The sequence below is a fragment of the Labrys wisconsinensis genome (assembly GCF_030814995.1).
Classification (GTDB): domain Bacteria; phylum Pseudomonadota; class Alphaproteobacteria; order Rhizobiales; family Labraceae; genus Labrys; species Labrys wisconsinensis.
On sequence record NZ_JAUSVX010000001.1, the window covers coordinates 590,824 to 615,594 of the forward strand.

26 protein-coding genes are annotated in these 24,771 nt (G+C 70.7%); 8 read left to right on the top strand and 18 right to left on the bottom strand.

Annotated elements, in window-relative coordinates; genetic code table 11:
* Positions 1-10 precede the first annotated feature (10 nt).
* Positions 11-958 carry a zinc metalloprotease HtpX gene (gene htpX / locus QO011_RS02640; RefSeq protein ID WP_307267268.1) on the bottom strand — a complete coding sequence of 316 codons (948 nt, stop codon included), beginning with the start codon at positions 956-958 and terminating at the stop codon, positions 11-13.
* A 119-nt stretch (positions 959-1,077) separates the two neighbouring features.
* Between htpX and QO011_RS02645 the strand changes: the two genes are divergently transcribed.
* Complete coding sequence (locus QO011_RS02645) at positions 1,078-1,383, top strand: type II toxin-antitoxin system Phd/YefM family antitoxin (RefSeq protein ID WP_307267270.1); 306 nt, start codon at positions 1,078-1,080, stop codon at positions 1,381-1,383.
* Here QO011_RS02645 and leuD read toward each other — a convergent pair.
* A complete protein-coding gene (gene leuD, locus QO011_RS02650) occupies positions 1,310-1,918 on the bottom strand; it encodes a 3-isopropylmalate dehydratase small subunit (protein WP_307267271.1) in 609 nt (202 codons plus the stop codon). The two genes, QO011_RS02645 and leuD, sit on opposite strands and share 74 nt — an antisense overlap.
* A gap of 96 nt (positions 1,919-2,014) precedes the next feature.
* Between leuD and QO011_RS02655 the strand changes: the two genes are divergently transcribed.
* Positions 2,015-2,614 (top strand): hypothetical protein, encoded by a 600-nt coding sequence (locus QO011_RS02655; RefSeq protein ID WP_307267273.1) that lies wholly within the window; start codon positions 2,015-2,017, stop codon positions 2,612-2,614.
* A 23-nt stretch (positions 2,615-2,637) separates the two neighbouring features.
* Here QO011_RS02655 and QO011_RS02660 read toward each other — a convergent pair whose 3' ends face one another.
* Entirely contained in the window at positions 2,638-3,141 is a 504-nt protein-coding gene (locus QO011_RS02660; RefSeq protein WP_307267274.1) for a TspO/MBR family protein, read from the bottom strand.
* A gap of 334 nt (positions 3,142-3,475) precedes the next feature.
* Between QO011_RS02660 and QO011_RS02665 the strand changes: the two genes are divergently transcribed.
* Positions 3,476-5,014, top strand: a complete 1,539-nt coding sequence (locus tag QO011_RS02665; RefSeq protein WP_307267277.1) for a trimethylamine methyltransferase family protein — start codon at positions 3,476-3,478, stop codon at positions 5,012-5,014.
* Between the two features lie 16 nt (positions 5,015-5,030).
* Here the strand turns inward: QO011_RS02665 and QO011_RS02670 are convergent, their stop codons facing one another.
* Together QO011_RS02670 and QO011_RS02675 are read right to left on the bottom strand one after the other, a co-directional pair.
* Entirely contained in the window at positions 5,031-5,867 is an 837-nt protein-coding gene (locus QO011_RS02670; RefSeq protein ID WP_307267281.1) for an OmpA/MotB family protein, read from the bottom strand.
* 5 nt (positions 5,868-5,872) lie between these two features.
* Positions 5,873-6,634: a motility protein A gene (locus QO011_RS02675; protein ID WP_307267283.1), complete on the bottom strand. Its 762-nt coding sequence runs from the start codon at positions 6,632-6,634 to the stop codon at positions 5,873-5,875.
* A 207-nt stretch (positions 6,635-6,841) separates the two neighbouring features.
* Here QO011_RS02675 and QO011_RS02680 point away from each other — a divergent pair, with 207 nt between their 5' ends.
* From QO011_RS02680 to glk, 5 genes are all read left to right on the top strand, one after another.
* On the top strand, positions 6,842-7,129 hold the full coding sequence (locus QO011_RS02680; protein WP_307267288.1) for an aa3-type cytochrome c oxidase subunit IV: 288 nt from the start codon (positions 6,842-6,844) through the stop codon (positions 7,127-7,129).
* A gap of 276 nt (positions 7,130-7,405) precedes the next feature.
* A complete protein-coding gene (locus QO011_RS02685; protein WP_307267291.1) occupies positions 7,406-8,536 on the top strand; it encodes a Re/Si-specific NAD(P)(+) transhydrogenase subunit alpha in 1,131 nt (376 codons plus the stop codon).
* A gap of 71 nt (positions 8,537-8,607) precedes the next feature.
* A complete protein-coding gene (locus tag QO011_RS02690; protein ID WP_307267293.1) occupies positions 8,608-9,078 on the top strand; it encodes a proton-translocating transhydrogenase family protein in 471 nt (156 codons plus the stop codon).
* A 9-nt stretch (positions 9,079-9,087) separates the two neighbouring features.
* Positions 9,088-10,485 (top strand): NAD(P)(+) transhydrogenase (Re/Si-specific) subunit beta, encoded by a 1,398-nt coding sequence (locus tag QO011_RS02695; RefSeq protein ID WP_307267295.1) that lies wholly within the window; start codon positions 9,088-9,090, stop codon positions 10,483-10,485.
* 52 nt (positions 10,486-10,537) lie between these two features.
* The gene (glk, locus tag QO011_RS02700; RefSeq protein ID WP_307267297.1) at positions 10,538-11,491 is read left to right on the top strand and encodes a glucokinase; all 954 of its coding nucleotides are present in this window, start codon (positions 10,538-10,540) and stop codon (positions 11,489-11,491) included.
* Positions 11,492-11,497: 6 nt separating this feature from the next.
* Here the strand turns inward: glk and nadC are convergent, their stop codons facing one another.
* From nadC to QO011_RS02765, 13 genes are all read right to left on the bottom strand, one after another.
* Entirely contained in the window at positions 11,498-12,349 is an 852-nt protein-coding gene (nadC, locus tag QO011_RS02705; protein ID WP_307267299.1) for a carboxylating nicotinate-nucleotide diphosphorylase, read from the bottom strand.
* A 14-nt stretch (positions 12,350-12,363) separates the two neighbouring features.
* On the bottom strand, positions 12,364-13,914 hold the full coding sequence (locus QO011_RS02710; RefSeq protein WP_307267301.1) for an L-aspartate oxidase: 1,551 nt from the start codon (positions 13,912-13,914) through the stop codon (positions 12,364-12,366).
* Positions 13,911-14,894 (bottom strand): quinolinate synthase NadA, encoded by a 984-nt coding sequence (gene nadA, locus QO011_RS02715; RefSeq protein WP_307267303.1) that lies wholly within the window; start codon positions 14,892-14,894, stop codon positions 13,911-13,913. Before nadA ends, QO011_RS02710 begins: the two co-directional genes overlap by 4 nt.
* A 58-nt stretch (positions 14,895-14,952) precedes the next feature.
* The gene (locus tag QO011_RS02720; RefSeq protein ID WP_307267306.1) at positions 14,953-15,906 is read right to left on the bottom strand and encodes an NUDIX hydrolase; all 954 of its coding nucleotides are present in this window, start codon (positions 15,904-15,906) and stop codon (positions 14,953-14,955) included.
* 672 nt (positions 15,907-16,578) lie between these two features.
* Positions 16,579-17,325 (bottom strand): cyclase family protein, encoded by a 747-nt coding sequence (locus tag QO011_RS02725; protein WP_307267309.1) that lies wholly within the window; start codon positions 17,323-17,325, stop codon positions 16,579-16,581.
* Positions 17,326-17,328: 3 nt separating this feature from the next.
* On the bottom strand, positions 17,329-18,507 hold the full coding sequence (locus QO011_RS02730; RefSeq protein WP_307267312.1) for an ABC transporter substrate-binding protein: 1,179 nt from the start codon (positions 18,505-18,507) through the stop codon (positions 17,329-17,331).
* A complete protein-coding gene (locus tag QO011_RS02735; RefSeq protein ID WP_307267314.1) occupies positions 18,504-19,553 on the bottom strand; it encodes a branched-chain amino acid ABC transporter permease in 1,050 nt (349 codons plus the stop codon). The genes QO011_RS02730 and QO011_RS02735 overlap by 4 nt, the downstream gene beginning before the upstream one ends.
* On the bottom strand, positions 19,550-20,452 hold the full coding sequence (locus tag QO011_RS02740) for a branched-chain amino acid ABC transporter permease (protein ID WP_307267316.1): 903 nt from the start codon (positions 20,450-20,452) through the stop codon (positions 19,550-19,552). The genes QO011_RS02735 and QO011_RS02740 overlap by 4 nt, the downstream gene beginning before the upstream one ends.
* Positions 20,449-21,174, bottom strand: coding sequence for an ABC transporter ATP-binding protein (locus QO011_RS02745; protein WP_307267319.1), 726 nt, complete (start codon positions 21,172-21,174; stop codon positions 20,449-20,451). Before QO011_RS02745 ends, QO011_RS02740 begins: the two co-directional genes overlap by 4 nt.
* Complete coding sequence (locus QO011_RS02750; RefSeq protein ID WP_307267323.1) at positions 21,167-21,955, bottom strand: ABC transporter ATP-binding protein; 789 nt, start codon at positions 21,953-21,955, stop codon at positions 21,167-21,169. Before QO011_RS02750 ends, QO011_RS02745 begins: the two co-directional genes overlap by 8 nt.
* Entirely contained in the window at positions 21,952-22,569 is a 618-nt protein-coding gene (locus QO011_RS02755) for a cysteine hydrolase family protein (protein ID WP_307267326.1), read from the bottom strand. The genes QO011_RS02750 and QO011_RS02755 overlap by 4 nt, the downstream gene beginning before the upstream one ends.
* A gap of 1 nt (position 22,570) precedes the next feature.
* A complete protein-coding gene (locus tag QO011_RS02760; protein ID WP_307267329.1) occupies positions 22,571-23,356 on the bottom strand; it encodes an N-formylglutamate amidohydrolase in 786 nt (261 codons plus the stop codon).
* Between the two features lies 1 nt (position 23,357).
* Positions 23,358-24,677: a type I glutamate--ammonia ligase gene (locus tag QO011_RS02765; protein ID WP_307267332.1), complete on the bottom strand. Its 1,320-nt coding sequence runs from the start codon at positions 24,675-24,677 to the stop codon at positions 23,358-23,360.
* Between the last annotated feature and the right edge of the window lie 94 nt (positions 24,678-24,771).

Consider the following 24,771-nt stretch of genomic DNA (forward strand, 5'->3'; position numbering starts at 1 on the left):
GCGGGAGGCCTCATCCCCACGGGCCTTTCGGCCGCTCCCACGGTCCGCCGCCGGGCCGAGGCCCGAGGTCCTCCAGTCTCACGCCCTCGACGAAGCCGCCGCGCGGCCGGCCGGAGCCGGAGCGCCGCGCGATCTCCTCCAGCGCGGCGATGCGGTTCTCCGTATCGGGATGGGTGGAGAACAGGTTGTCCATCCGCGCGCCCGACAGCGGATTGATGATGAACATGTGCGCCGTCGCCGGATGCGCCTCGGCCGCCATGTTCGGAATCTGGTGGGCGGCGTTGTGGATCTTCGCCAGCGACGAGGCCAGCGCCAGCGGCTGGCCCGAGATGTCCGCGCCGCCCCGGTCGGCCTCGTATTCGCGCGCCCGGGAGATCGCCATCTGCACGATCATGGCGGCGAAGGGCGCCAGGATCATCAGGAGGATGGTGCCGAGCGGGCCGATGCCGTTGTTGTTGCGGTTGCCGGAGAAGAACATGCCGAAATTGGCGAGCATCGACACCGCGCCGGCGATGGTGGCCGTCACCGTCATCAAGAGCGTGTCGCGATGCTTGATATGGGCGAGCTCGTGCGCGATCACGCCCGCCACCTCGTCGCGGCTGAGGATCTGCAGCAGGCCGGTATGCACGGCGACGGCGGCGTTCTGCGGGTTCGGCCCGGTGGCGAAGGCGTTGGGCTGCGGGTTGTCGATGAGGTAGAGCCGGGGCATGGGCAGGCCGGCGCGGCGCGCCAGCTCCGCCGTCATCGCATAGAGGCCCGGCTCGGAGGCGGCGTCGACCTCGCGCGCCCCGTACATGCCGAGCACCATGTCGCCGGAGCGGAAATAGGCGAACAGGTTGGTGGCGACCGCCACGGCGAGCGCCACCATCATGCCGCCCGAGCCGCCGACCAGGAAGCCGACGGCCATGAACAGCGCCGTCATGCCGGCGAGGAGGATGGCGGTGCGCAGATAGTTCATGTCACATCCCGTTGCGGACCGACGACCGGTCCGTGCCTAAGGATGGGAGCGATCGCGCCGCTTGCAAGGGGGAGGCGTCGGCGCTTGCGCGTGCAGACGCGACGACGCACAATCCACCGATGCGCACGGCGTCATACAGCGAGCTTCGCCGGAACCTCGCGGCCCTGATCGACCGCGTGAACGGCGACCACGAGCCCCTCCTCATCATCCGCGACCGCGGCAAGCCTGCGGCCGTGCTGATCTCGCTGAAGGATTTTGCCTCCTGCGAGGAGACCCACCATCTCCTGAAGAGCCCGCGAAACGCTGAACGGCTGCTCGAATCAATCGTCGAACTGGAGCAAGCCCCGACGCTCAGATCCAGGGGCGGGAGGCGGCGGCCTTCTGCTCGAAGGCGGCGATGGACGGCGCCTTGTTCTCGATTGTGAGGCCGATGTCGTCCAGGCCCTTGAGCAGCTTCTCCTTGCGGGCCGGGTCGATGTCGAAGGTGACGGTGCCGCCGTCGGGGCCGTGGATCTCCTGCGCCTCGAGGTCGACGGTGAGCGTGGCATTGGCGCCGCGCTGGGCATCGTCCATCAGCTTCTCCAGGTCCTCCGGGGAGACGACCACCGGCAGGATGCCGTTGTTGAAGCAGTTGTTGTAGAAAATGTCGGCGAAGGACGTCGAGATCACACAGCGGATGCCGTAGTCCAGCAGCGCCCAGGGCGCATGCTCGCGCGAGGAGCCGCAGCCGAAATTGTCGCCGGCGACGATGATCCTGGCGCTGCGATAGGCAGGCTTGTTGAGCACGAAATCGGGGTTCTCGCTGCCGTCGTCGCGAAACCGCATCTCGGCGAACAGGCCGGCGCCGAGGCCGGTGCGCTTGATGGTCTTGAGATATTGCTTGGGAATGATCATGTCCGTATCGACATTCATGATGTCGAGCGGAGCGGCCACTCCCGTGAGCGTCGTGAATTTGTCCATGGCGTTGCAGCCTCGGTCTTGCAGCTTGATCGTCGGGTCTTTTAGAATTTCGATGTCGTGCCGGCAAGCTCGTTGGTGGCGCGGGGGATTGAGACCATGTCGGGATTGCTGCGCTTGAACGAGGCCGCGCGCAACGCCGTGGTGAAGGCGCTGGCGCCGGCCGAGCCGATCGTCTTCGTCACCACGCCGGATCCGCGCGAGGCCGGCCGCGCCGCCTGGCCCACCGCGGCGGCCGGCGCCCTGCTGGCCGTGCTCGCCGCCCCCATCGCCTTCATCGCCCTGCAGGCCATCTGGGACTCCATGCGCTATGGCGGCGCGCTCTCGTTTCCGATCGTCATGGCGCTGATCGCCGTCCCCGTCGTGCTGATGGGCTGCTACCTCATGCTCACCCCGCATGCGGCCGAACGCCGCGCCCGCGACACCGTCATCCTGGTCACCGACCGGCGGCTGATGACGCTGTCGCTGTCCGGCAAGCCGGCCCGGGCGCTGCCGGCCAATGCCATCCTCGGCGTCGAGCGGCGCAAGGTCGAGCGCGGCTACGGCACGCTGGAAGTGCGCCACGAGGCCGCCGACCCCGGCCGCGGCGACACGGCCGAGACCATCCTCGCCGGCATCGACGACGTGCTGGAGGCCGAAAGCGCCATCCGCCGCCTGTCGACGGAGCGCTCCGTCACCCTGATCGAGCCCGTGCACTGAGGCGCGCGGAGGGCTTCCGCCGCTCAGTTCATCGCCACGATCGTCCCGTTCAGCACGCAGGCGAAGGCGATCGCCGCGAGGCTCGGCAGCATCAGCAGGCCGGCGAGGCGGTCGAGCCGCCGGAACGCCGCGCTCGTCGCGGCGAGGGCGGCGAGCAGGAAGACGACCGTCAGCAGGCCCGCCTGCGGATTGTGCCGGCCGAAGAAGATGAAAGGCCAGACCGCGGCGAATGCCAGCTGCAGGGCGAGCAGGGACAGCGCCTCGCGCCGCAGCGGCGCGCCGCGCGGCAGCACGGCGATGCGTCCGGCCGCCAGCGCGGTCATCACGTGCAGCAGCGGCCAGGCCACCAGCAGCGCCCGGTCCGGCGGCGTGAACACCGGCTTGCGCAGCCCCGCATACCAGCCGCCGATTTCCGGCGCCGCCACCCAGGACCCGAACGCCGCCACGGCCAGGCACAGCACCAGCGCAGCGGGGAAGGCCACCCGGGGCGAGACCGCGGGCGGCGGCTCAGTCATGGCGAAGGACAAGGGTCCCTCCTGTGTTCCTTATTTGTTCTTGTACGGCACATCCCCCGATGCGTCAAATTCGATGCATCGGGGCAGTTCGAGGCCCAACGCGCGGGTTCGAATCCGGTTCCCGCCGCCGCACCGCCGGCAGGAAGCGTCGCATCGGGACCATGAAATGTCCGTTTCCGGTCCCTGGCCCCTGGCCGGCCGGCTAGTGTTGTGCGTCCGACGCCTGGTTCCCGACCATCGTGGCGGGCGCACGACGCAAAGCCTTGAACCAGCCGGGGTTCCGGGCCGACGGTTCGGGACGACCGTCAGGCCGGAACACCGGCATGGGCGAAACGAGGGAACGGCCATGGCAGAGGAAGCGCAGACGCGGCGTGCGCGCGCCGGGCGGGAGGGTCGGCGCGGCGGCCGCCATCCCGGGACGGCGCCGGCCTACATCACCCGCCGGATCCCGCCCTACGAGATGCTGTCGGAGGAGGCGCTGGTGCTGGTGGAGCAGCAGGCCGACCGCATCCTGGAGGAGGTCGGCTTCGAGATCCGCGGCGACCAGGAGGCCGTGGGCCTGTTCCGCGCCGCGGGCGCGGCGACCGAGGGCTTCCGCATCCGCCCGCCGCGCGGCCTGGTGCGCTCGATCATCCAGGCCTCCTGCCCGACGAGCTTCGTGCAGCATGCGCGCAACCCGGCGCGCTCCGTGGTGATCGGCGGCGAGGCCACCGTGTTCGCGCCGGCCTACGGCTCGCCCTTCGTCACCGACGCCGACCGCGGGCGGCGCTACGGCTCGCTGGAGGATTTCCGCAACCTCGTGAAGCTCGCCTATGCCAGCCCCTGGCTGCACCATTCCGGCGGCACGGTCTGCGAGCCGGTCGACGTGCCGGTCAACAAGCGCCATCTCGACATGGTGCTGGCGCACATGACCTTGAGCGACAAGGCCTTCATGGGCTCGGTCACGACAGCGCCGCGGGCGGCGGATTCGATCGAGATGTGCCGCATCCTGTTCGGCGCCGACTTCGTCGACGCCAACTGCGTCATCCTCGGCAATGTCAACACCAACTCGCCGCTGGTGCTGGACGGCGAGGCGAGCCGCGTCATCCGCACCTATGCCCGCGCCAACCAGGCCGCGGTCTGCGTGCCCTTCATCCTCGGCGGCGCCATGGGTCCGGTGACCACGGCCGGCGCGCTGGCGCAGTGCTTCGCCGAGGCGATGATGTGCGTGGCGCTGACCCAGCTCGAGCGGCCCGGCGCCCCCGCCATCCTCGGCAACTTCCTGTCCTCGATGTCGCTGAAATCCGGCGCGCCGACCTTCGGCACGCCGGAGCCGGCGCTCGGCTACATGGCGATCGGCCAGCTCGCTCGCCGGCTCGGCGTGCCGCTGCGCTGCGGCGGCAATCTCTGCGCCTCCAAGATCCCGGACGCCCAGGCCGCCTATGAGAGCGCCAACTCGATGTGGCCGGCCTTCCTGTGCGGCGCCCATTTCATCCTGCACGCCGCCGGCTGGGCCGAGGGGGCGCTCGCCATGTCCTACGAAAAGTTCGTGATGGACGCCGAGCAGTGCGGCGCCTTCCACACCTTCGCCGCCGGCATACCGATCGACGAGAACGCCTTCGCGCTCGATGCCTTCCACGAGGTCGGCCCCGGCAAGCACTTCCTCGGCTCGGCCCATACCATGCGCAACTACGAGACCGCCTTCTACGACTTTGAGTTGTCGGACAACAATTCCTACGAGCAATGGTCGGAGGAAGGCTCCAAGGACATCGTCCAGCGCGCCAATGCCCGCTGGAAGGCCATGCTCGCGGCCTATGAGCCGCCGCCCCTGGCGCAGGACCGGCTGGAGGCGCTCGAGGACCATGTCGCGCGCCGCAAGAGCGAGATGCCCGACGCCTGGTATTGAGCCGCCGCGCCGCGACTCAGGGCTTCAGCCCGTCCGGCACCGGCGGCGCGGTGTCGAGCAGCAGGATCGAGACGCGGCGGTTCATCGCCAGCGAGGGATCGTCGGCGATGGCGGGCTGCGAATCGGCCTTGCCGACGACGCCGGCGAAGCGGTCGTCGCCGACGCCGGCAGCGGCGAGCGCATCGCGCACCGCCAGGGCCCGCGCCGAGGACAGACGCCAGTGCGACGCGGCGTCGCCGTCCGCATCATTGCCGGAGACGCCGCTCCAGGCGGTGTGCCCGGTGAGCTCGACGCGGTTGGGCAGGCGCGCCAGCACGGGGGCGATGCGCGCCAGGGTCGACAGCGTGCGGGTGTTCGGGGCGGAGGAGCCGGCGGCGAACATCGAGCGCCCGTCCTGGTCGACCAGCTCGATCGACAGGCCCTTCGGCGTCTCCTCGATCCGGACATTGTTGACGAGATCGGTGAAGTCGGGGCTCGACTGCAGCGCCTGGCGGATCGAGGCGGCGGCGCTGGCCCGGCGCTGCTCGGTGGCGGGATCGACATCCCCTTCCACCTTCACGTCGCGCACCCGCGGCGCGGGATGGTCGGTCGCCTGGGAGATGTCGACATTGTCGACATGCTTCATGTTCGGGCGCGTCGGGATGCCGTCGATCTCGACCACGCCGGCGAAGCGGCTCTCCTTCAGCGTGCCGAAGGCCTGGGCCATGGAGCCGGCCACCATCTGCAGCTTCTTCTGGTCCATGGTGGAATAGGCCGTGAGCATCACGAAGAAGCTCATCAGGAGGCCCATCAGGTCGGCGAACGTGACGAACCAGCCATGGCCGCCGGCATGTCCCTTCTTCTTCCTGGACATGCCCGTCAGGCCACCGCTTCGTGGCGGGAATGCTCGGGCAGATAGGCCATCAGCAGCTCGCGCACCAGGGTCGGGCTCTTGGATTCGCGGATCGCCAGCACGCCGTCGATGATCAGGGTCGAGTTGATCTCCAGGTCCTCGGCCTTGAGGCTGACCTTGTCGGCGATCGGCATGCAGACCAGGTTGGCCAGCACCGCGCCGTAGAGGGTGGCGAGCAGCGCCGTCGCCATGAACGGGCCGAGCTTGGAGGGATCGTCCATGTTGGCGAACATCTGCACCATGCCGACCAGGGTGCCGACCATGCCGAAGGCGGGAGCGCAGTCGCCGATGGCGCGATAGACCTTCTGCGCCTCGTCGAGCCGGAACAGGGTGTTGTCGCGGTCGCGCTCGAGGGTGTCGCGCATGAAGTCACGGTCGTAGCCGTCGGCGATCATGCGCATGCCCTTGGCCAGGAACTCGTCCTCGATGGTCTCGTTCTCCAGGGCGATCGGGCCGCTCTTGCGCACGATCTCGGCCAGGCGCGTGATCTCGTCGACCACCTCGCGCTTCGACAGGCGCCGCGTGGTGAAGGCGTATTTCATCGCCAGCGGCAGGCCGTGCATGATGGTGGAGAAGGGAAAGCGGATCATCGTCGCAGCGGTGGCGCCGCCGAAGATGACGATGCCGGCGTGCTCGGAGATGAACATCATCAGCCCGCCGCCGTCCATCATCAGGAAGATGAAGACACCGAAGCCGAAGACGAGGCCGATCCCGGTCGCAATGTCCATCTGTCGATCCCAACGCAGCACGCGGCGCGAAGCGGCCTGGCGGCCGTCCAACCCGCCGGCATCTTGGGCCGGGAAGGTGAGCGCCGCGTTAACGTTAGCGAAGTTGCAACGCCTGCCGCAGAGGCGGGGGGTGTGCGCCCGCGGCACGTTGCGCCCGCCGCCGCTTCGCGCTAAAGCCCGAGGAGACCAAGCCTGCCGGGGACGCCAATGGCCGAAGACACCCACAGCGTGACGACCGCCGCCGACTTTGCCGATCATGAGCGAACCTATGAAGGTTTCCTGCGCTTCAGCGCGGTCGGCCTCGTCTGGGTGCTGTGCATCGTCGTGACGCTCGCCATCGGCGGCACCACCCATCGCTGGGCCCTCGGCGGCTTCTGGCTGGCGGTCGCCACCATCGCCTCGGTGCTGGGCCTGGCCATCAAGGGTCTCGACTGGAAGCCCGGCGCGGTGATCCTCGTCGTGATGCTCGCGACGCTCCTGATGGTGACGCACTGAGCCCAGCCCGGCGCCTGCCGCGACCGTTCGACGGACCCGGCGGGCGCTGACCGCCGGTCCGGCGGGGACGGCCGCCGCGACGGAACCGGGCGCGCTCGCCCGGCCGGCGCGGTTCGCCGGGAGGCTCCGGTCGGGTCCGCGCCGCGCGCGGCAAGAAGCGGGCCGGCAGACTTCGCCGGCCGGACGGGAGTGAAAGCGGCGTCCGCCGGGCGGACCGGCAGGTCCGGAGTCCGGCCGGGAGCGGAGGCTGCCGCGCAATTGCGGAGACGAGATCCCATGCGTATCGCCATAGCCGCCGAGACCGGTGCGGACGAGAGCCGTGTCGCGGCGACGCCGGAGACCGTGAAGAAGCTGATCGGCCTCGGCGCCAGCGTCGCGGTCGCCCCGGGCGCCGGGATCGGCTCGGGCATCCCCGATGCGGAGTACGAGGCGGCGGGGGCGACGATCGGCGCCGACGGCGTGTCCGGCGCGGATGTGGTGCTGAAGGTGCGCCGGCCTGCCGCGGCCGAGCTCGCCGGCATCAAGCCCGGCGCGATCGTCATCGCCATCATGGATCCCTATGGCCACGAGGCGGAGCTCGGGGAGCTCGCCCGGGCCGGCGTCAGCGCCTTCGCCATGGAGCTGATGCCGCGCATCACCCGCGCCCAGGTGATGGACGTCCTGTCCTCCCAGGCCAATCTCGCCGGCTACCGCGCCGTGATCGACGCCGCCGCCGAGTTCGGCCGCGCCCTGCCGATGATGATGACCGCGGCCGGCACCGTGCCCGCCGCCAAGCTGTTCGTGATGGGCGCCGGCGTCGCCGGCCTGCAGGCGATCGCCACGGGCCGGCGCCTCGGCGCCATCGTCACCGCCACCGATGTGCGCCCGGCCGCCAAGGAGCAGGTCGCCTCGCTCGGCGCCAAGTTCGTCGCGGTGGAGGACGAGGAGTTCAAGCAGGCCGAGACCGCCGCCGGCTATGCCAAGCCGATGTCGGCGGAGTACCAGGCCAAGCAGGCGGCGCTGGTCGCCGAGCACATCAGGAAGCAGGACATCGTCGTCACCACGGCGCTGATCCCCGGCCGCCCGGCACCGCGGCTGATCTCCGCCGCCATGGTGGCGAGCATGCGGCCGGGCTCGGTCATCGTCGATCTCGCGGTCGAGCGCGGCGGCAATGTCGAGGGCGCCGTGCCCGGCGAGACCGTCACCACCCCCGAGGGCGTCAAGATCGTCGGCCATCTCAACGTGGCCGGCCGCATCGCCGCCTCGGCCTCCGGCCTCTATGCCCGCAACCTGCTCGCCTTCCTGGAGACGCTGATCGACAAGAAGGACAAGGTCCTCAAGCCGAACTGGGACGACGAGCTGGTCAAGGCGACGCTGCTCACCCGCGACGGCGCCGTCGTCCATCCGAACTTCCAGCCCAAGTCCTGAGCGAGGGCGGCGCGAGCCGCCTGCCATTCGTCTTCCGCGGCGCAAGGCCGCCACCACACCGGGGCCCGATCATGGCGGATACTCCTGAGCAACTCCTGCAGCATGCCCGAGACGCCGCCGACATGGCTCGCCAGGCTGCTGACGCCGCGCAAGCCTATGCCGACCAGATCGCGAGCACGGCCGGCGCCGCGGCCCATGCGGCGACAGGCGGGGCGATCGATCCCTTCGTCTTCCGCTTCGCCATCTTCGTGCTGGCGATCTTCGTGGGCTACTACGTCGTCTGGTCGGTGACGCCGGCGCTGCACACGCCGCTGATGTCGGTGACCAACGCCATCTCCTCGGTGATCGTGGTCGGCGCCCTGCTCTCGGTCGGCGTGGCGCTGGGCGACACCTTCGAGTCCGGCCCGCTCTGGGCCCGGGGGCTCGGCTTCCTCGCCCTGATCCTGGCTTCGATCAACATCTTCGGCGGCTTCCTCGTCACCCAGCGCATGCTGGCGATGTACAAGCCCAAGGACGGCGCCGCGCCGGCCAGGAAGCACTAGGGGCGGATGATGTCGGTCAACCTCGTCCAGGTCCTCTATCTCGCCGCCGGCGTGCTGTTCATCCAGGCCCTGCGCGGCCTGTCCTCGCCGGCGACCTCCCGGCGCGGCAACACGCTCGGCATGATCGGCATGGCGCTGGCGATCGTCACCACGCTCGCCGTCGCCCCGCCCTCCGGCATCTCCGGCTGGGTCATGGTGGTGCTGGGGCTGGCCATCGGCGGCGGCATCGGCGCGGTGATCGCCCGGCGCGTGGCCATGACGGCCATGCCCCAGCTCGTCGCCGCCTTCCATTCCGGCGTCGGCCTGGCGGCGGTGTTCGTCGCCGCCGGCGCGCTCTATGCGCCGCAGGCCTTCGGCATCGGCGCCCCCGGCGCCATCCACGGCGCCTCGCTGGTGGAGATGTCGCTGGGAGTGGCCATCGGCGCCATCACCTTCACCGGCTCGGTGATCGCCTTCGCCAAGCTCAACGGCAACATGTCGGGCAAGCCGATCATGCTGCCGGGCCGGCACCTCATCAACATCGCCCTGGCGGTGCTGCTGGTGGCGCTGATCGTCGCCTTCGTCATGACCGAGGCGCATGTGCTGTTCTGGCTGATCGTGCTGGTCTCGCTGGTGCTGGGCGGGCTGATCATCATCCCGATCGGCGGCGCCGACATGCCGGTGGTCGTGTCGATGCTCAACTCCTATTCCGGCTGGGCGGCGGCGGGCATCGGCTTCACCCTCGGCAACCTCGCCCTGATCATCACCGGCGCGCTGGTCGGCTCCTCCGGTGCCATCCTCAGCTACATCATGTGCAAGGCGATGAACCGCTCGTTCATCTCCGTCATCCTCGGCGGCTTCGGCGGGGAGAGCGCGGCGGCCGGCGGCGGCGCGGTGGAGACGCGGCCGGTCAAGCAGGGCTCGGCGGACGATGCCGCCTTCATCATGAAGAACGCCTCCAAGGTCATCATCGTGCCGGGCTACGGCATGGCGGTGGCCCAGGCCCAGCACGCCCTGCGCGAGATGGGCGACCGCCTCAAGGCCGAGGGCGTCGACGTGCGCTACGCCATCCACCCCGTGGCCGGCCGCATGCCCGGGCACATGAACGTGCTGCTGGCCGAAGCCAACGTGCCCTATGACGAGGTGTTCGAGCTCGAAGACATCAACGCCGAGTTCGGCCAGGCCGACGTCGCCTTCGTCATCGGCGCCAACGACGTCACCAATCCCGCCGCCAAGACCGATCCGGCCTCGCCGATCTTCGGCATGCCGATCCTCGACGTGGAGAAGGCCAAGACCGTGCTGTTCATCAAGCGCGGCATGGGCTCGGGCTATGCGGGCGTGGAGAACGAGCTGTTCTTCAAGGACAACACCATGATGCTCTTCGGCGACGCCAAGAAGATGGTAGAAGAGATTCTCAAATCGCTATGACGGCCGGCGGCCGCGCGGGCGAGCGAGGCATGGACGGTCCTGGGATGGGTGGATGGGCGAACTGATCCTGCTCGGCGATATCGGCGGCACCAACAGCCGTTTCGCCCTGGTCGAGCGCGGCGCAACCGCGCCGCGTGCCGTGCGCCACTACAAGAACGCCGACTTTCCCTCCTTCCAGGCGGCGATCGAGGCCTATGTCGCCGATGTCGGCGAACGGCCGCAGGCCGGCGTCGTCGCCATTGCCGGCCCGGTGGCCGGCGAGACCGTCGGCCCGACCAACATGGCGCGCTTCCGCTTCCGCCCGCCCGAGCTGACCGCGGCGCTCGGCTTCTCGCGTCTCGACGTCATCAACGATTTCGAGGCGGTGGCGCGCGCCCTGCCCCACCTCGCCCGCGAGGAGCTGCAGGTGATCGGCGGCGTCGAGGCCGGCGCGCCGGGCGGCAATGTCGCCGTGCTCGGCCCCGGCACGGGCCTCGGCGTCGGCGCGCTGGTGCGCGGCGGCGGGCGCTGGACCGCGGTGCCCTCCGAAGGCGGCCATGCCGAGATCGGCGCCCCGGACGGCGACTGGGCCAGGGCGCACGAGATCATCCGCCGGCGCGTCGGCCGCGTGTCCGGCGAGCACGTGCTGTCGGGCCCTGGCCTCGAGCGCATCGATGCCGCCCTGCGCGAGCTCGCGGGCGACGCCAGGCGCCTCGAGGCCGCCGAGATCGGCCCGCTGGCCCTCTCCGGCTCGGACCCGGTCGCGCGGGAGGCAGCCGACCTCTTCCTCGACTACCTCGCCCGCTTCTCCGGCGACGTGGCGCTGATGTTCGCGGCCAAGGGCGGCATCTTCCTCTATGGCGGCGTGGTGCAGAAATTGTCGCCGCTGATCGACCCCGCCCGCTTCCGCGCCGCCTTCGAGGCCAAGAGCCCGCTGGAGCCGTTCCTGCGCCCGATCCCGGTGCATCTCATCACCAGCCCGACGCCGGGCCTGGCCGGCTGCGCCGCGGCGGCGGCGGACTGGTAGGCGCCGTCAGGCCCGGAAGTCGAGCCCGATATCGAGCACCGGGGCGCTGTGGGTCAGCCAGCCCACCGAGATCAGGTCGACCCCGGCGGCGGCGATGGCCGGCGCCGTCGCCGGCGTGACCCGGCCGGAGGCTTCGGTGACGGCGCGGCCGCCGACCATCGCCACCGCCTGGCGCAGCTCATCCGGCGTCATGTTGTCGAGCAGCACCGCATCGACGCCGAGGCCGAGCGCCTCCTCGAGCTGGGCGAGGGTGTCGACCTCCAGCTCGATCTTGACCATGTGGCCGACGCCGGCCCGCGCCCGCTCCACCGCCGGACGGATGCCGCCGGCGATGGCGACATGGTTGTCCTTGATCAGCACGGCATCGTCGAGCCCGAAGCGGTGATTGCCGCCGCCGCCGGCCCGCACCGCATATTTCTCGATTCCCCGCAGGCCCGGCGTGGTCTTGCGGGTGCAGACGATCTGCGCCTTGTGGCCGCGCACCGCGGCGACGAGGCCCGCCGTGGCGGTCGCGACACCGCTGAGCCGGCAAAGAAAATTCAGCGCCGTGCGCTCGGCGGTGAGCAGCCCGCGCGCCGGCCCCTCGGCCACGGCGATCATCGTGCCCGGGGAGACCTCCGCCCCGTCCGGGCGTTCGACGGTGACGGTGATCGCCGGATCGATCAGGCGGAAGGCCAGGGCCGCGAGGTCGAGCCCGGCGACGACGCCGGGCTGGCGCGCGGCCAGCACGGTGGTCGCCCGGTGCCCGGCCGGGACGATGGCGTCGGTGGTGAGGTCGCCGGCCCGGCCGAGATCCTCCAGGAGGGCGGCCCGCACCAGCGGTTCGATCATGATCGTGGCAAGCGGCGTCAGCGGCATGGGTTGGTCCTCCTTCAAGCGCTTCTGGCGAGAGGCTGCGGCCGGTCGAATACGCGGGCCGCGGCCAGGGCCTCGTCGAGGCGCAGGCGGATGCGGCGCGGCTCGGCGGCGCGGCAGGGGAAATCGGTGCGGTGATGCGCGCCGCGGCTCTCCGTGCGGCGCAGCGCGGCGACGGCGATCATCAGCCCGACCGCGGCCGGGTCGCCGGCCGGGCCGTCCCCGGCAGCGAGCGGCAGCAGCGTCGCCAAGGCCGCCTCCAGCCCGGCCGCCTCGCGCAGCACGCCGAGATGGCGCGACAGGGTCGGCCGGACGGCGGCCGGATCCGGGGCCGGTGGCGGAGCCGGCGGGGCGAGCGGCGCCGCGCCTCCGGCCGCCGTGCCGGCGACGCTGTCCGCGACCCAGCCGGCCGAGACCGCCGCCTCGATCAGCGAATTGCTGGCCAGCCGGTTGGCGCCGTGCAGGCCGGTGCAGGCGACCTCGCCGCAGGCCCAGAGCCCCGCGACCGAGCTGCGCCCCTCGTCGTCCACCGCCACGCCGCCCATGTGGTAGTGCGCCGCCGGCCGGATCGGCACCGGCTGCGTCGCCGGATCGAAGCCGGCGGCGCGGCAGAGCACGGATATGGCGGGAAAGCGCTCCGCAAAATCCGCGCCCGGCCGCTGCCGCGCATCGAGGAACACCCGATGCCCGGCGGCGAGGTGCCGCCAGACGCCGCGCGCCACCGCATCGCGCGTGGCGAGCTCGGCGCCCGGCATGTCGGCGAGGAAGCGCCGCCCGGTCTCGTCCACCAGCACCGCGCCTTCGCCGCGCACCGCCTCGCTGACCAGCGCCATCGGCCGCGCCGGCCCGTCGAGGGCGGTGGGGTGGAACTGCACGAATTCGAGGTCGGCGAGCACGGCGCCGGCCCGGGCGGCGAGCGCCAGGCCCTGGCCGAAGCTGCCGGCCGGATTGGTGCTGTCCTGGAACAGGCCGCCGACGCCGCCGGTGGCGAGCACGACGCGGCGGGTGGCGAGGGCGAGGGCGCCGGCCGGCCCGGCCGCCGCGACGCCGGCAATGGCGCCATCCTTCAGGAGCAGCCGCCGCGCCTCGAGGCCTTCGAGCACAAGGATCGACGGCGTGCGACGCACCGCGGCGGCGAGGGCGCGCATCACCTCGCGCCCGGTGCCGTCGCCGGCGGCATGGACGATGCGGTGGCGGCTGTGCGCCGCCTCCAGGCCGAGGCGCAAGCGCCCGTCGTCGTCGCGGTCGAAGGCGGCGCCGAGCCGCGCCAGGGCCTCGATCGCCGCGGGCGCGGCCCGCACGATCCGCCCGGCGACCTCCGCGTCGCACAGGCCGTCGCCGGCCGCCAGCGTGTCGGCGAGGTGCAGGCCGGGATCGTCGTCCGGCCCGAGACTGGCGGCGAGGCCGCCCTGGGCCCAGGCGCTGGAGGCCTCCGCGCCGAGCGGCGCCTTGGCGAGGACCACCACCGGCTCGGGCGCGAGCCGCAGCGCCGTCATCAGGCCGGCGAGGCCGCCGCCGACGATGACCGGCCTCCCCGAAAGCTCGGAAGCGGAAAGGAGCCGTGTCATAGCGCCAGCATCCTCTCGACCGCCCGCCGCGCGGGTGCCGCCACCACCGGGTCGATCGTGACCTCGTGCCGGTTCTCCTCCAGCGCCTGCCGGATGTTCTTCAGCGTGATCCGCTTCATGTGCGGGCAGAGATTGCAGGGGCGGATGAACTCGACGCCGGGGTGCTGCACGGCGACATTGTCGCTCATCGAGCATTCCGTCAGCAGCACCACGCGCGCCGGCTGCCTCAGGCGGACATAGTCCGACATGACCGCGGTCGAGCCGGCGAAGTCGGCCGCCGCCACCACGTCGGGCGGGCATTCGGGATGGGCGAGGACGGTGATGCCGGGATGGTCCTCGCGCAGCTGGCGCACCTCGTCGGCCGAGAAGCGCTCGTGCACCTCGCAATGGCCCTTCCAGGCGATGATCTCGACCCTGGTTTCGGCGGCGACGTTGCGGGCGAGATATTCGTCGGGGATCATGATCACCCGGTCGACGCCGAGCGACTCCACCACGGCGCGGGCATTGCCCGAGGTGCAGCAGATGTCGGATTCCGCCTTCACCGCCGCCGAGGTGTTGACATAGGTGACAACAGGCACGCCGGGATGGCGCGCCCGGATCAGGCGGACATCAGCCGGGGTGATCGACTCGGCCAGGGAGCAGCCGGCGCCGAGGTCCGGGATCAGCACCGTCTTGGACGGATTGAGCAGCTTGGCGGTCTCGGCCATGAAGTGCACGCCCGCCAGCACGATGATGTCCGCGTCGGTCTGCGTCGCCATGCGGGCGAGAGCCAGGCTGTCGCCGACGAGATCGGCGACGCAGTGGAAGATCTCGGGCGTCTGGTAATTGTGGGCCAGGATGACGGCGTTGCGCTCGCGCTTCAGCGTGAGGATGGCATCGACGTCGCCGGCGAAGACCGGCCATTCCAGCGCCGGGATGACCCGGCTGACCCGGTCGTAGAGCGGCGCCGTGCGCGCCAGGGCTTCGGATAGTGCAGCCATAATTTATACTCTCTCTGAGCATAACTACGGCATATGCTGATCCTGAGCATAAGCTTTGTCAAGCCCGCGACAGCGGCAGCTTGGTGCCGGCGACGGCGCGCTCGGCCAGGACGGCGTGACGGAAGCGGAACAGCTTGGCCGGGCGCCCGCCGGTGTCGGCCAGGGTCTCGCCGGTCTCCTCGACCAGCTCCTGCTGCTCGATCAGGCGCCGGAAATTCTGCTTGTGCACCAGGCGGCCGGCGAGCGCCTCGACGCAGCGCTGCAGCTGCAGCAGGGAGAAGGCCGGCGGCATCAGCTCGAACACCACCGGGCGGTACTTGATCTTGGCCCTGAGCCGGGCGATGCCGGTGGCGAGGATGCGGCGGTGGTCGACCGCCATGGGCCGCCCCGGCAGCGAGGCCGGCGGACGCTCGGGATGGCGCCGCAGCGCTTCGGGCACCAGCTCGGCCTCGTACATCAGCTCATAGCGCTGCAGCACCAGCTCCTCGTTCCAGGCGTCGCCGTCGAGGCCGAAGGTGATGGCGGCGCGCCGGCGCCGCGCCTCGCGCGTCGCGGCATCCCCGGCCGCCTCGGCCCAGGCGGCAAGGCGCGGGGCGATGCGGTCGGCGATGAGGGAGGGCGGCCCGACGCGATGGTCCTCCCAGGGAAAATATTCGTACCAGTCGCGCCAGCCCGAGCCCTGGCCGGGAAGCTCACGGGCGAGGCCGAGATAGCTGACCGAGATGACGCGCCGGCCGCCGGCATCCTCCATGCGGTCGCGATCGGCGAAGGTGTAGAGCTGCTCGACATGGCCGAGGGGATGACCGGTCTGGCGCTCCACCCAGGCCCTGAGGCCCGCCTGCAGCGAGCGGTGCCCGGGCTCGAGCGGCCCGGAGGGCAGCGCGCCGCCCTCCCCGATCGTCATCACCCGCGGCGCCTCGGCGCTGACCGCCGCGAGCACCGCGATCAGGTCCGCGGCGACGGCATTGGCTTCGGCCGACTGGTCGGCCGGCTGCTGAAGTGTCGCGGTCATTCCAGCTCCACGCCCGACCTGCTTCGGCGCCAGGATATAGCGGCCCGTCGTGCCCTCGCAAAGAATACGGACGGCGGCAGCGCTCCCCCAATGGTGAGCACAAGGCGCACCAGCCCAGCCATTGCCTCGAGCGGATTCGCGATCGTCAGCCCGGCGGTGGTGGTGCGGACTGGAGCTGAGCCGTCGCGCCCCCTCTGCAGCTCCACGTGTTCGCGTGGATGGCCGGGTCAAGCCCCGTAGGCGTTAAGATAAGAAGGTGGTGGCCAGTTGGGCGCGACGTCGATCAATCCCCTCCCCCTTGTGGGGAGGGGTTAGGGGTGGGGGTCCATCATGATATGTCGAGACCGATGTCTACGACCCCCACCCTTTATCCCTCCCCACAAGGGGGAGGGAAGGCACAGGCGTCGCGCAAATCTTACAAAGACGCGTCACGCACAGCGCGATATTTGCCTCCCGGCAGGCCTTATCTTAGCGCCTATGGGGTCAAGCCCGGCCATGACGGAACGGTTGCGGCAAGGACGGCGGCGGCCGCGCCATCCTCAACCGTCATGGGCGGGCTTGACCCGCCCATCCACGCGAACATCGCCGGGTGCGATCGGGGAACCGACGAAATCCTTCTCACTGTCGTCACAACGAAGCAGCCGTTCGCCTCGCCACCCACCCGTTCCCTCTTCAGCTGTGGATCGCCACCGCCCGCGCGGGAAAGCCCGAGCCGTCCTTGGCCTTCGGCCAGGTCGCCATGATCAGGGCGCCCGCCTCCGGCACCTTGTCGAGATTGGCGAGGAGCTCGATCTGCCAGCGGTCGATCGACAGCACATAGTGCTCCAGGCCGTAGTCGCCGGCCGAGACGGCGATGCCGGGATCGGTGTCGATCTGCTCGTGGCCGACGGCGGTGATGCCGCGCTGCTCGAACAGCAGCGTCAGCACCGCCCGCGACCAGCCGGGCGTGTGCGAGATCCCGTCGGCCGAGCGGTTGGCGAAGCGTTCGGGGTCGGGCCAGCGCGCGGCCCAGCCGGTGCGCAGCGCCACGAAGGATCGGTCCGGGATGCGCCCGTGCCGCGCCTCCCAGGCCTCGACATCGGCGAGCTCCGGCACGGCGTCTGCGCTGGCCGCCACCTTGGCGGTGATGTCGAGCACCACCAGCGGCAGCAGCATCTCGGCGACGGGAATCGCGTCCAGCGTCCGCCCGCCCTTGATGAAGTGCACGGGCGGATCGACATGCGTCCCCCACTGGCCGACGAAGCCGTAGCGGTGCACCTGGAAGGCGTCCCCCTTGGCGAAGTCGAACACCATGCTCCGCTCCTCGTCCGGGAAAGCCGCGAAATGCGGCTGTCCCGGCTGGAAGGGATGGGTCAGGTCCGTGAAGGTCGCGCCGGCGAGCGCCTGGTCGAACAGGCTCCAGAGCGTGCCGTCGGCCATGGCTCAGGGCTCCGCCACGAAGGAGGGCGCCGCCTCGCTGGCGAGCATCAGCTTGCCGTCCTTGACGCCGATCACCGACACCGACTTGTCCGGCACCGCGACGCCGGGGCGGTAGGAAATCGTGCCGGTGACGCCGGGCAGGCCCGACGTGGCGGCGAGCGCGTCGCGGATCTTGGCGGGATCGGGCTCGCCGGCGCGCTTGATCGCATCCGCCATCAGCTTGACCGCGTCATAGCCGAGCGCCGCGAAGGCGTTCTCCGGCTCGCTGCCGGTCGCCTTCTTGTAGGCGTCCATGAAGGCCTGCACCTTGGGGCTGGCGCCCTCGCCGATATAGGCGTGGGTGGTGAAATAGGTCCCGTTCGCCGCCTCGCCGCCGACCTGCAGCAGGAGCGGGGTGTCGTAGCCGTCGCCGCCGACCACCGGCAGGTCGATGCCGGCCTGGCGCAGCTGCTTGAGGATCAGGCCGATCTCCTCGGCATTGGCCGCGGCATAGATGAAGCCCGGCTTCTCCGGCAGCGCCTTGATCTTGGCGATCTGGGCGGTGAAGGTCTTGTCGCCGATCTTGTAGCTATCCTTGCCGATGATCTTGCCGCCGCCGTGCTCATAGGCCTGGACGAAATAGTCGGAGAGCAGGGTGGTGTATTCGGTGCCGATGTCGGTGAGGAGATAGGCGGTCTTGGCGTTGAGGGTCTTCAGCGCGAACTCGGCGCCGACCGCCGCCTGGACGTTGTCGCCGAAGCAGGCGAGGAACACCTCGTTGCCGAGCTGGCTCGGCAGCTTGGGCGAGGTGGCGCCGGGCGTGATGAAGGGGATCTGCGCCTTCTGCACCTGCGGGCCGATCGCCAGCACGCTGTCGGAATCGGCGAAGCCGACGATGCCGACCACCTTGTCGCTGTCGATCAGCTGGCTCGCCACGGTCGAGATCACGGTGGCGTCGCTCTTGGAATCATAGACCACCAGCTCGATCGGCCGGCCCAGCACGCCGCCGGCGGCGTTGATCTCCGCGGCCGCGAGCTTGGCGCCGTTGAGCATCGGCCCGTCGAGCGAGGCCTGGACGCCGGTGACGTTGGCGGGATAGCCGATCTTGATCGGGTCGGCGGCGAAAGCGGTCCCGACCGCGCCGAAGGCGACGGCCGCGCAAAGACCGAGGCGGACAGCGCCGCGTCGGGTCAAGCTGATCATGGGTCTTGTCCTTCTGTCTGACGGTTTGGTGCCGATTGTCTGGTGAGCCCGAAGGTGAATTCGCGCTCGCCCATGATCCCCTTCGGCCGGAAGATCATGATCAGGATGAACAGGAAGCCGAGGACGATCTGGCTGGCCCCGAACAGTGCGGGGACCTTGAGGTCGCCGATGGAAAAGCCCCGCTCCACCGAGCGCAGCAGCTCGGAGAGGATGGTGACGCCGATGACCCCGACCAGGGCGCCGGAGAGCGAGCCCATGCCGCCCAGCACCAGCATGGCGATCAGGTTCATGGTCATGGCGAAGTAGAAGGTGACCGGCGAGAACGAGCCGAGATAATGGGCATAGAGCGAGCCGCCGACCCCGGCGAAGAAGGCGCCGATCGAAAAGGCGATCAGCCGGGCCCTGAGCACGTCGATGCCGACCGCACTCGCCGCGATCGTGTCGTCGCGCACCGCCTTCAACGCCCGCCCGAAGGGCGAATAGATCAGCCGCGCCAGCACGATCAGCGTCACCGCCAGCCAGCCGAGCACCCAGGGCAGGCTCGTCTCCAGCGGCACGCCGGTGAAGGTGCGGGCGCCGCGGGTGAAGTCCGAGGCGTTGATCAGCACCACGTTGACGATGATCAGGAAGCCCATCGTCGCCACCGAGACGAAATAGCCGGAGAGCCGCATCAGGGGATAGCCGACGACCACGGCCAGCAGCCCGGTGAACAGGCCGGCGGCGAGGGTCGCCGGCAGGAAGGGCAGGCTGAACCAGTTGAGCGCCGCCGGCAGGTGCGGCAGCAGTGAGGCCTTCTGCTGCACCGTCAGCGACAGGATGCCGGAGAGATAGGCGCCGGCGCCGATGAAGCCGACATGGCCGAGCGAGAACACGCCGGTGAAGCCGTTGCTGAGCGACAGCGACAGCACCAGGATGGCGTTGAGGCCCATCAGGAGGAGGATGCGCACGTAATAATCGCCCATCACGTGCGGGGCGCCGAAGGCCACCACCGCCGCGAGGAGGAGCGCCGCCGCCACCGTGACGGGGATGCGCGCCGGCCGGCTCACAGCTTGATCTCCCGGTTGGGTTTGAGGAGCCCGCCCGGGCGGAACAGCAGGAAGGCGATGAGCAGGGCGAAGACGATGGCGTCGCGGTACGGGGTGACCGAATCCGGCATGAAGGCGACGATGAAGATCTCCAGCGCGCCGAGCATGTAGCCGCCGACCAGCGCCCCGGCGATCGAGCCGAAGCCGCCGATGATGGCGGCGACGAAGGCCTTGAGCAGCGGCGTGAAGCCCATCTGCGGCTGGACGACGCCGGCCTGCGCCGCCCAGAGCACGCCGGCGAGCCCGGCATAGGCGGAGGCGACGAGGAAGGCGATGATCACCAGGCGGTTGACGTCGAGCCCGACGAGCTGGGCCGCCGCCATGTCCTCGGCCGCCGCCCGCATGCCGAGCCCGACCGTGGTGCGGGTGATGAACCAGCCGAGCAGCACCAGCGACACGAGCGTCAGCGCGATGGTGAGGATGTTGATGCTGGTGAAGGTGATCGCCCCGCCGGCGAGCTGCCAGGCGCCGTTGAGCACGTCCGGCAGCGGGAAGTTGCGGGGCGAGGAGGTGAACAGGAGGATGCCGAGATTCTCCAGGATATAGGTGACGGCGAGGCTGGTGAGCAGCCGCGTCACGTCCGGCGCGCTGCGGATCGGCCGGTAGGCGATGCGCTCGATCAGGAAGCCGGCGAACGCCGCCCCGGCGACGCCGCAGACGAGCGCGGGGACGAAAGGCAGGCCGAGGCCGTTGAGCACCACCGTGGTGAAGGCGCCGACCATCATCACGTCGCCATGGGCGAAATTGGTGAGGCGCAGCACGCCGAACACGATGGACAGGCCCACCGCCACCAGGGCGTAGAGGCTGCCGAGGCTGACCGCGTTGATGACCTGCTGCAGGATATAGTCGAAGCTGGTCATGCCGCCCCCAGATAGGCCTGGGCGATGCGGTCGTCCGCCCGCAGCTCGGCGGCCGGCCCCGACAGCGCCACCGTGCCGGTGCGCAGCACATAGGCCCGGTCGGCGAGGTCCAGCGCCAGCGCGATGTTCTGCTCGACCAGGAGCATGGTCATGCCCTGGCGCTTGAGCTCGGCCAGCGCCGCGAAGATATGGCGAACCAGCAGGGGCGCGACGCCGAGCGAGGGCTCGTCCAGGAGCAGCAGCCGGGGCGCGGCCATCAGCGCTCGGGCGAGCGCCAGCTGCTGCTGCTCGCCGCCGGACATGGTGCCGGCGAGCTGGCGCCAGCGCTCCTTCAGGATCGGGAACAGGGCGAACATGCGCTCGACGTCGCGGGCGACGCCGTCCCTGTCGGCCCGCGTGCAGGCGCCGAGCCGCAGGTTCTCGGCGACGGTGAGGCCGCCGAACAGGCGCCGCCCCTCCATGGCGTGGGCGATGCCGCGCCTGACGATCTCCGAGGGCTTCAGGCCGGCGATCGGGACGCCGTCGAGGGCGATGGTGCCGGATTTCGGCCGCGACAGGCCGGAAATGGTGCGCAGCGTCGTGCTCTTGCCGGCGCCGTTGGCGCCGACCAGCGCCACCACCTCGCCGGCGCGCACCTCCAGCGTCACCTCCTTCAAGGCGCGCACGGCGCCGAAGCTGACGGCGAGGCGGTCGAGGCGCAGAAGGGGGGCGGCGTCAGGCATGGCCGAGATAGGCCTCCCGCACCCGCGGATGGCTGCGCACCGCCTCGGGCGAGCCGACGCAGATCACCTCCCCCGTGGCGAGCACCTGGATGCGCTCGCACAGATTCATGATCAGGTCCATGTCGTGCTCGACCACCACCACGGTGACGCCGTGGAGGTCGCGGATGCGGCGGATCAGGGCGGTCAGCGCCCGGGTCTCGCCGGAATTGAGCCCGGCCGCCGGCTCATCGAGCAGCAGCAGGGTCGGCTCGGTGGCGAGCGCCCGGGCGATCTCCAGCCGCCGCTGGTCGCCATAGGGCAGGTCCACCGCCGGCCGGTCGGCCTGGCTCGCGAGCCCCATCAGGTTGAGCAGGCGCGCGGCGATGGTCTCGGCCTCGCGCGCATGGGCGCGATAGCGCGGGCCGCGCAGCACGGCGGCGACGGGGCCGACGGGATGGCGCAGCTGCGCCGCCGCCAGGATGTTCTCGGCGACGGAGAGCGAGCCGAACAGGCGCGAGCCCTGGAAGGTGCGGGCGATGCCGAGCCCGACGATCCGCGCCGTGCCGACGCCGACGATCGAGCGCCCCCTGAACTCGATCGCGCCGGAATCGGGCCGGGAGAAGCCGGTGATCAGGTTGAAGAACGTGCTCTTGCCCGAGCCGTTCGGGCCGATCACCCCCAGGATCTCGCCCTCCCTGAGCTCGATCGCGTGCTCGCGCAGGGCCACCAGCCCGCGGAAGGACTTGGTGAGGCCGGCGGTGCGCAGCACGACCGGCCCTGGCGCGTCCGCAGCGCTGCTCACGTCGCCACCTCCAGCTCGGCGAGCAGGGCCGCGGTGCTCGCCTGGCGGCAATAGCCGCGGAAGGCGGCCAGCGCCTGCTGGTGCCGGACCTCGCTGTCGGTGGTGCAGGCATCGACCGGGCAGACCATGCGAAAGCCCCGGTCGGCGCCGTCGCGCACGGTGTGGTCGATGCACTGGTCGGTGAGGAAGCCCGTCACCACGAGGGTGTCGAGGCCGATATTGCGCATGAGATAGTCGAAATTCGTCGAGTTGAAGAGGCTCGACGAGGTCTTGGGCAGCACGATCTCGTCCTCGCCCGGCCGCAGCGCCTCGATCACCCGCGTCTCCGGGCTGCCCGGCGCGAAATGGAAGTTGGTCTGCTTGTAGTCGAGGCTGCGGTCGCGGCCGTCGCGCGTCAGGCTGGCGATCACGGTGTAGACGATCTCGGCGCCGGCGGCGCGGCCGGCCGCGATCAGCCGGGCGATGTTGGGGATGGCGATGTCGCGCGCCGTGCGGAAGAAATAGGGCCGCGCCGCGGCGGCTCCGGCATGGAAGATGCCGTCCTGGGTGTCGATCACCAGGATCGCCGTCCGGGCCGGGTCGAGCGGGGCGTCCCGCGAGGGGGTTGCGGCCATCTCAGCCTCCCGCGAAGGCGGCATGGGCCCGCCGCAGCACGCGCTCGAGCCGCTCCGCCCAGAGGGCCTGGCCCGCCGCCTCGCCGATCAGGTCCTGACGGATCTCGAACTCGACATAGGGCAGGCCGCGCTCCTCGCCATGCACGGGGATCGAATAGCTCGTCGCCATGTCGACGCCGTAGGGCTCGTTGCGGCCGATCACCAGGCCGGGCTCGGCTTCGAGCGCGGCGAGCACCGGCCGGCTGAAACGGTCGTCGGCGCCGTAGCACAGGCCGACGTGCCAGGGCCGCTGGAAGGGCTGCGCCCGCAGCGAGGGCGTGAAGCTGTGCATCGAGACCAGCACGGTCGGCAGTCCCGCCGCCGCGCGGGCGTCGAGCCGGGCCACGATCTCGCGATGGTAGGGCGCGACGATCTCGGCGAGCCGGCGCTCGCGCTCGGCCGCGTCGATGCCGGCATTGCCGGGCACCGGCGTGCCGTCGGAGACCGGGGCGATCAGGTCGGGCGCATCGTGCCGGCGGTTGCACTCGACCACCAGGCGCGAATAGCGCTGGAAGACCAGCGGCACGCCGAGCCGGTCGGAGAGGCGCACGCTGACGCCGAGAATGCCGATGTCGATGCCGATATGCCGGTCGAGCTCGGCCTGCGCCAGGCCGAGGCTGCCGAGCGCCGCCGGCACCGCATTGCCGGCATGGTCGCAGATCATCAGGAACGGCGAAACGGCCTCGCCGTTGCGCACGTCCACCGGGGCCGGGTCGTCGGGACCGAGCAGGGGACCGGGGCCGCTCATCTCAATAGGCCCTGGCATAGAGGCGGCAGAGTTCGTCGATCTCGATGCCGGTCGTCATGGCCACCTCGCCGCGCTTGTGCATGAGATAGGCCTCGCCCAGCACCGGCCCGAGCCAGCCCATGGCCGCCGCGTCGGCCTCGAGCGCGTCGAGCGCCTCGTCCAGGCGGCGCGGCAGGTCGCCGATGCCGCGGGCGGCGCGCTCCTGCGGCGAGAGCGCGCCGGGATCGCCCGATGTCAGGACCGGCCGCGGCAGCCGGCGCCGGATCCCGTCGAGGCCGGCGAAGACCAGCATGCCGAGCTGGAGATAGGGGCTCGCGGCTGCGTCGGCGCCGCGATATTCCAGATTGTAGCGCCGGGCGACGTCGACATCGCCGGTCTCCGGGAACGGGCAGATGCGCAGCAGCGCCTCGCGGTCGCGGTCGGCGAGATTGGCGTAGTAGGCCGACCAGGAATGCGGCTTCAGCCGTTCGTAGGAGACGACGCTCGGCGCGGTGACGGCGCACAGCGCCCGGGCATGGTCGAGGATGCCGGCGGCGAAGGAGGCCGCGACCGGGCTGAGGCCGCCCGGCTCCCCCGCCTGATGGCACACCGGCTCGCCGGCGCGGTCGGTCAGGCTGAAATGGATGTGCACGCCGTTGCCGGCGACGCCGCGCGTCACCATCGGCGAGAAGCTGATCTGGTGGTTGTGGCGGCGGGCGGTCGAGCGGGCGATCTCGCGCAGCTTCACCGCCTGGTCGGCCGCAGTCAGGCCGGGTGCGGGGTCGACCGTGACCTCGAACTGGCGCGGCCCGTATTCCGGCAGGAACGTGTCGGGCGAGAGGCCGTTGGCGCGCAGGGCGCCGATGAAGTCGCCGATGAAGGGCTCCAGGCCGCGCAGCTTGTTGGCGGCATAGGCATCGGCGGCCCGCTCCTCGATGCCGTCGATCCAGAACTCGTGCTCGAAGCTGGCGACGAGGCTGAGCCCCGCCTCGGCCTCGAGGGCTGCCAGGGCGCGCTTGAGGAAGGCGCGCGGGCAGCAGTCCCAGGGCTCGCCGGCCATGGTCAGGATGTCGCCGAGCACGACGTGCTCGACCGGCGTGCCGTCGGCATAGTCGAGCGTGATGTCGCCGTCCGGGCTCGGCACCAGCATCAGGTCGCCGCGCGGCCCGAACGGCGTCGCCGGGATGCGCCCGAAGCAGTTGATCATGATGTTGGTCGGCGTCCAGCCGACGCCGAAGCGGCGCCGGCTCTCCAGGTCGCGCAAGGGAAAGCCCTTGCCGCGCACCTGGCCGGCAATGTCGCTGCAGCACACGGTGACGATGCTTTCGCGCTCGATGACCATGCACCCCCCGGGAATGGATCGAAGCAGGGTCCGGGGCGGGAGGTCCCGCCGCCGGACAGTGTGCAGGCGCCTCGCGGTCCTGCCGGAACGGCAG

Bases quoted from the DNA above. Each gene is read 5' to 3' on its own strand.
- htpX (WP_307267268.1), bottom strand. From the start codon at position 958: ATGAACTATCTGCGCACCGCCATCCTCCTCGCCGGCATGACGGCGCTG.
- QO011_RS02645 (WP_307267270.1), top strand. From the start codon at position 1,078: ATGCGCACGGCGTCATACAGCGAGCTTCGCCGGAACCTCGCGGCCCTG.
- leuD (WP_307267271.1), bottom strand. From the start codon at position 1,918: ATGGACAAATTCACGACGCTCACGGGAGTGGCCGCTCCGCTCGACATC.
- QO011_RS02655 (WP_307267273.1), top strand. From the start codon at position 2,015: ATGTCGGGATTGCTGCGCTTGAACGAGGCCGCGCGCAACGCCGTGGTG.
- QO011_RS02665 (WP_307267277.1), top strand. From the start codon at position 3,476: ATGGCAGAGGAAGCGCAGACGCGGCGTGCGCGCGCCGGGCGGGAGGGT.
- QO011_RS02670 (WP_307267281.1), bottom strand. From the start codon at position 5,867: ATGTCCAGGAAGAAGAAGGGACATGCCGGCGGCCATGGCTGGTTCGTC.
- QO011_RS02675 (WP_307267283.1), bottom strand. From the start codon at position 6,634: ATGGACATTGCGACCGGGATCGGCCTCGTCTTCGGCTTCGGTGTCTTC.
- QO011_RS02680 (WP_307267288.1), top strand. From the start codon at position 6,842: ATGGCCGAAGACACCCACAGCGTGACGACCGCCGCCGACTTTGCCGAT.
- QO011_RS02685 (WP_307267291.1), top strand. From the start codon at position 7,406: ATGCGTATCGCCATAGCCGCCGAGACCGGTGCGGACGAGAGCCGTGTC.
- QO011_RS02690 (WP_307267293.1), top strand. From the start codon at position 8,608: ATGGCGGATACTCCTGAGCAACTCCTGCAGCATGCCCGAGACGCCGCC.
- QO011_RS02695 (WP_307267295.1), top strand. From the start codon at position 9,088: ATGTCGGTCAACCTCGTCCAGGTCCTCTATCTCGCCGCCGGCGTGCTG.
- glk (WP_307267297.1), top strand. From the start codon at position 10,538: ATGGGCGAACTGATCCTGCTCGGCGATATCGGCGGCACCAACAGCCGT.
- nadC (WP_307267299.1), bottom strand. From the start codon at position 12,349: ATGCCGCTGACGCCGCTTGCCACGATCATGATCGAACCGCTGGTGCGG.
- QO011_RS02710 (WP_307267301.1), bottom strand. From the start codon at position 13,914: ATGACACGGCTCCTTTCCGCTTCCGAGCTTTCGGGGAGGCCGGTCATC.
- nadA (WP_307267303.1), bottom strand. From the start codon at position 14,894: ATGGCTGCACTATCCGAAGCCCTGGCGCGCACGGCGCCGCTCTACGAC.
- QO011_RS02720 (WP_307267306.1), bottom strand. From the start codon at position 15,906: ATGACCGCGACACTTCAGCAGCCGGCCGACCAGTCGGCCGAAGCCAAT.
- QO011_RS02725 (WP_307267309.1), bottom strand. From the start codon at position 17,325: ATGGCCGACGGCACGCTCTGGAGCCTGTTCGACCAGGCGCTCGCCGGC.
- QO011_RS02730 (WP_307267312.1), bottom strand. From the start codon at position 18,507: ATGATCAGCTTGACCCGACGCGGCGCTGTCCGCCTCGGTCTTTGCGCG.
- QO011_RS02740 (WP_307267316.1), bottom strand. From the start codon at position 20,452: ATGACCAGCTTCGACTATATCCTGCAGCAGGTCATCAACGCGGTCAGC.
- QO011_RS02745 (WP_307267319.1), bottom strand. From the start codon at position 21,174: ATGCCTGACGCCGCCCCCCTTCTGCGCCTCGACCGCCTCGCCGTCAGC.
- QO011_RS02755 (WP_307267326.1), bottom strand. From the start codon at position 22,569: ATGGCCGCAACCCCCTCGCGGGACGCCCCGCTCGACCCGGCCCGGACG.
- QO011_RS02760 (WP_307267329.1), bottom strand. From the start codon at position 23,356: ATGAGCGGCCCCGGTCCCCTGCTCGGTCCCGACGACCCGGCCCCGGTG.
- QO011_RS02765 (WP_307267332.1), bottom strand. From the start codon at position 24,677: ATGGTCATCGAGCGCGAAAGCATCGTCACCGTGTGCTGCAGCGACATT.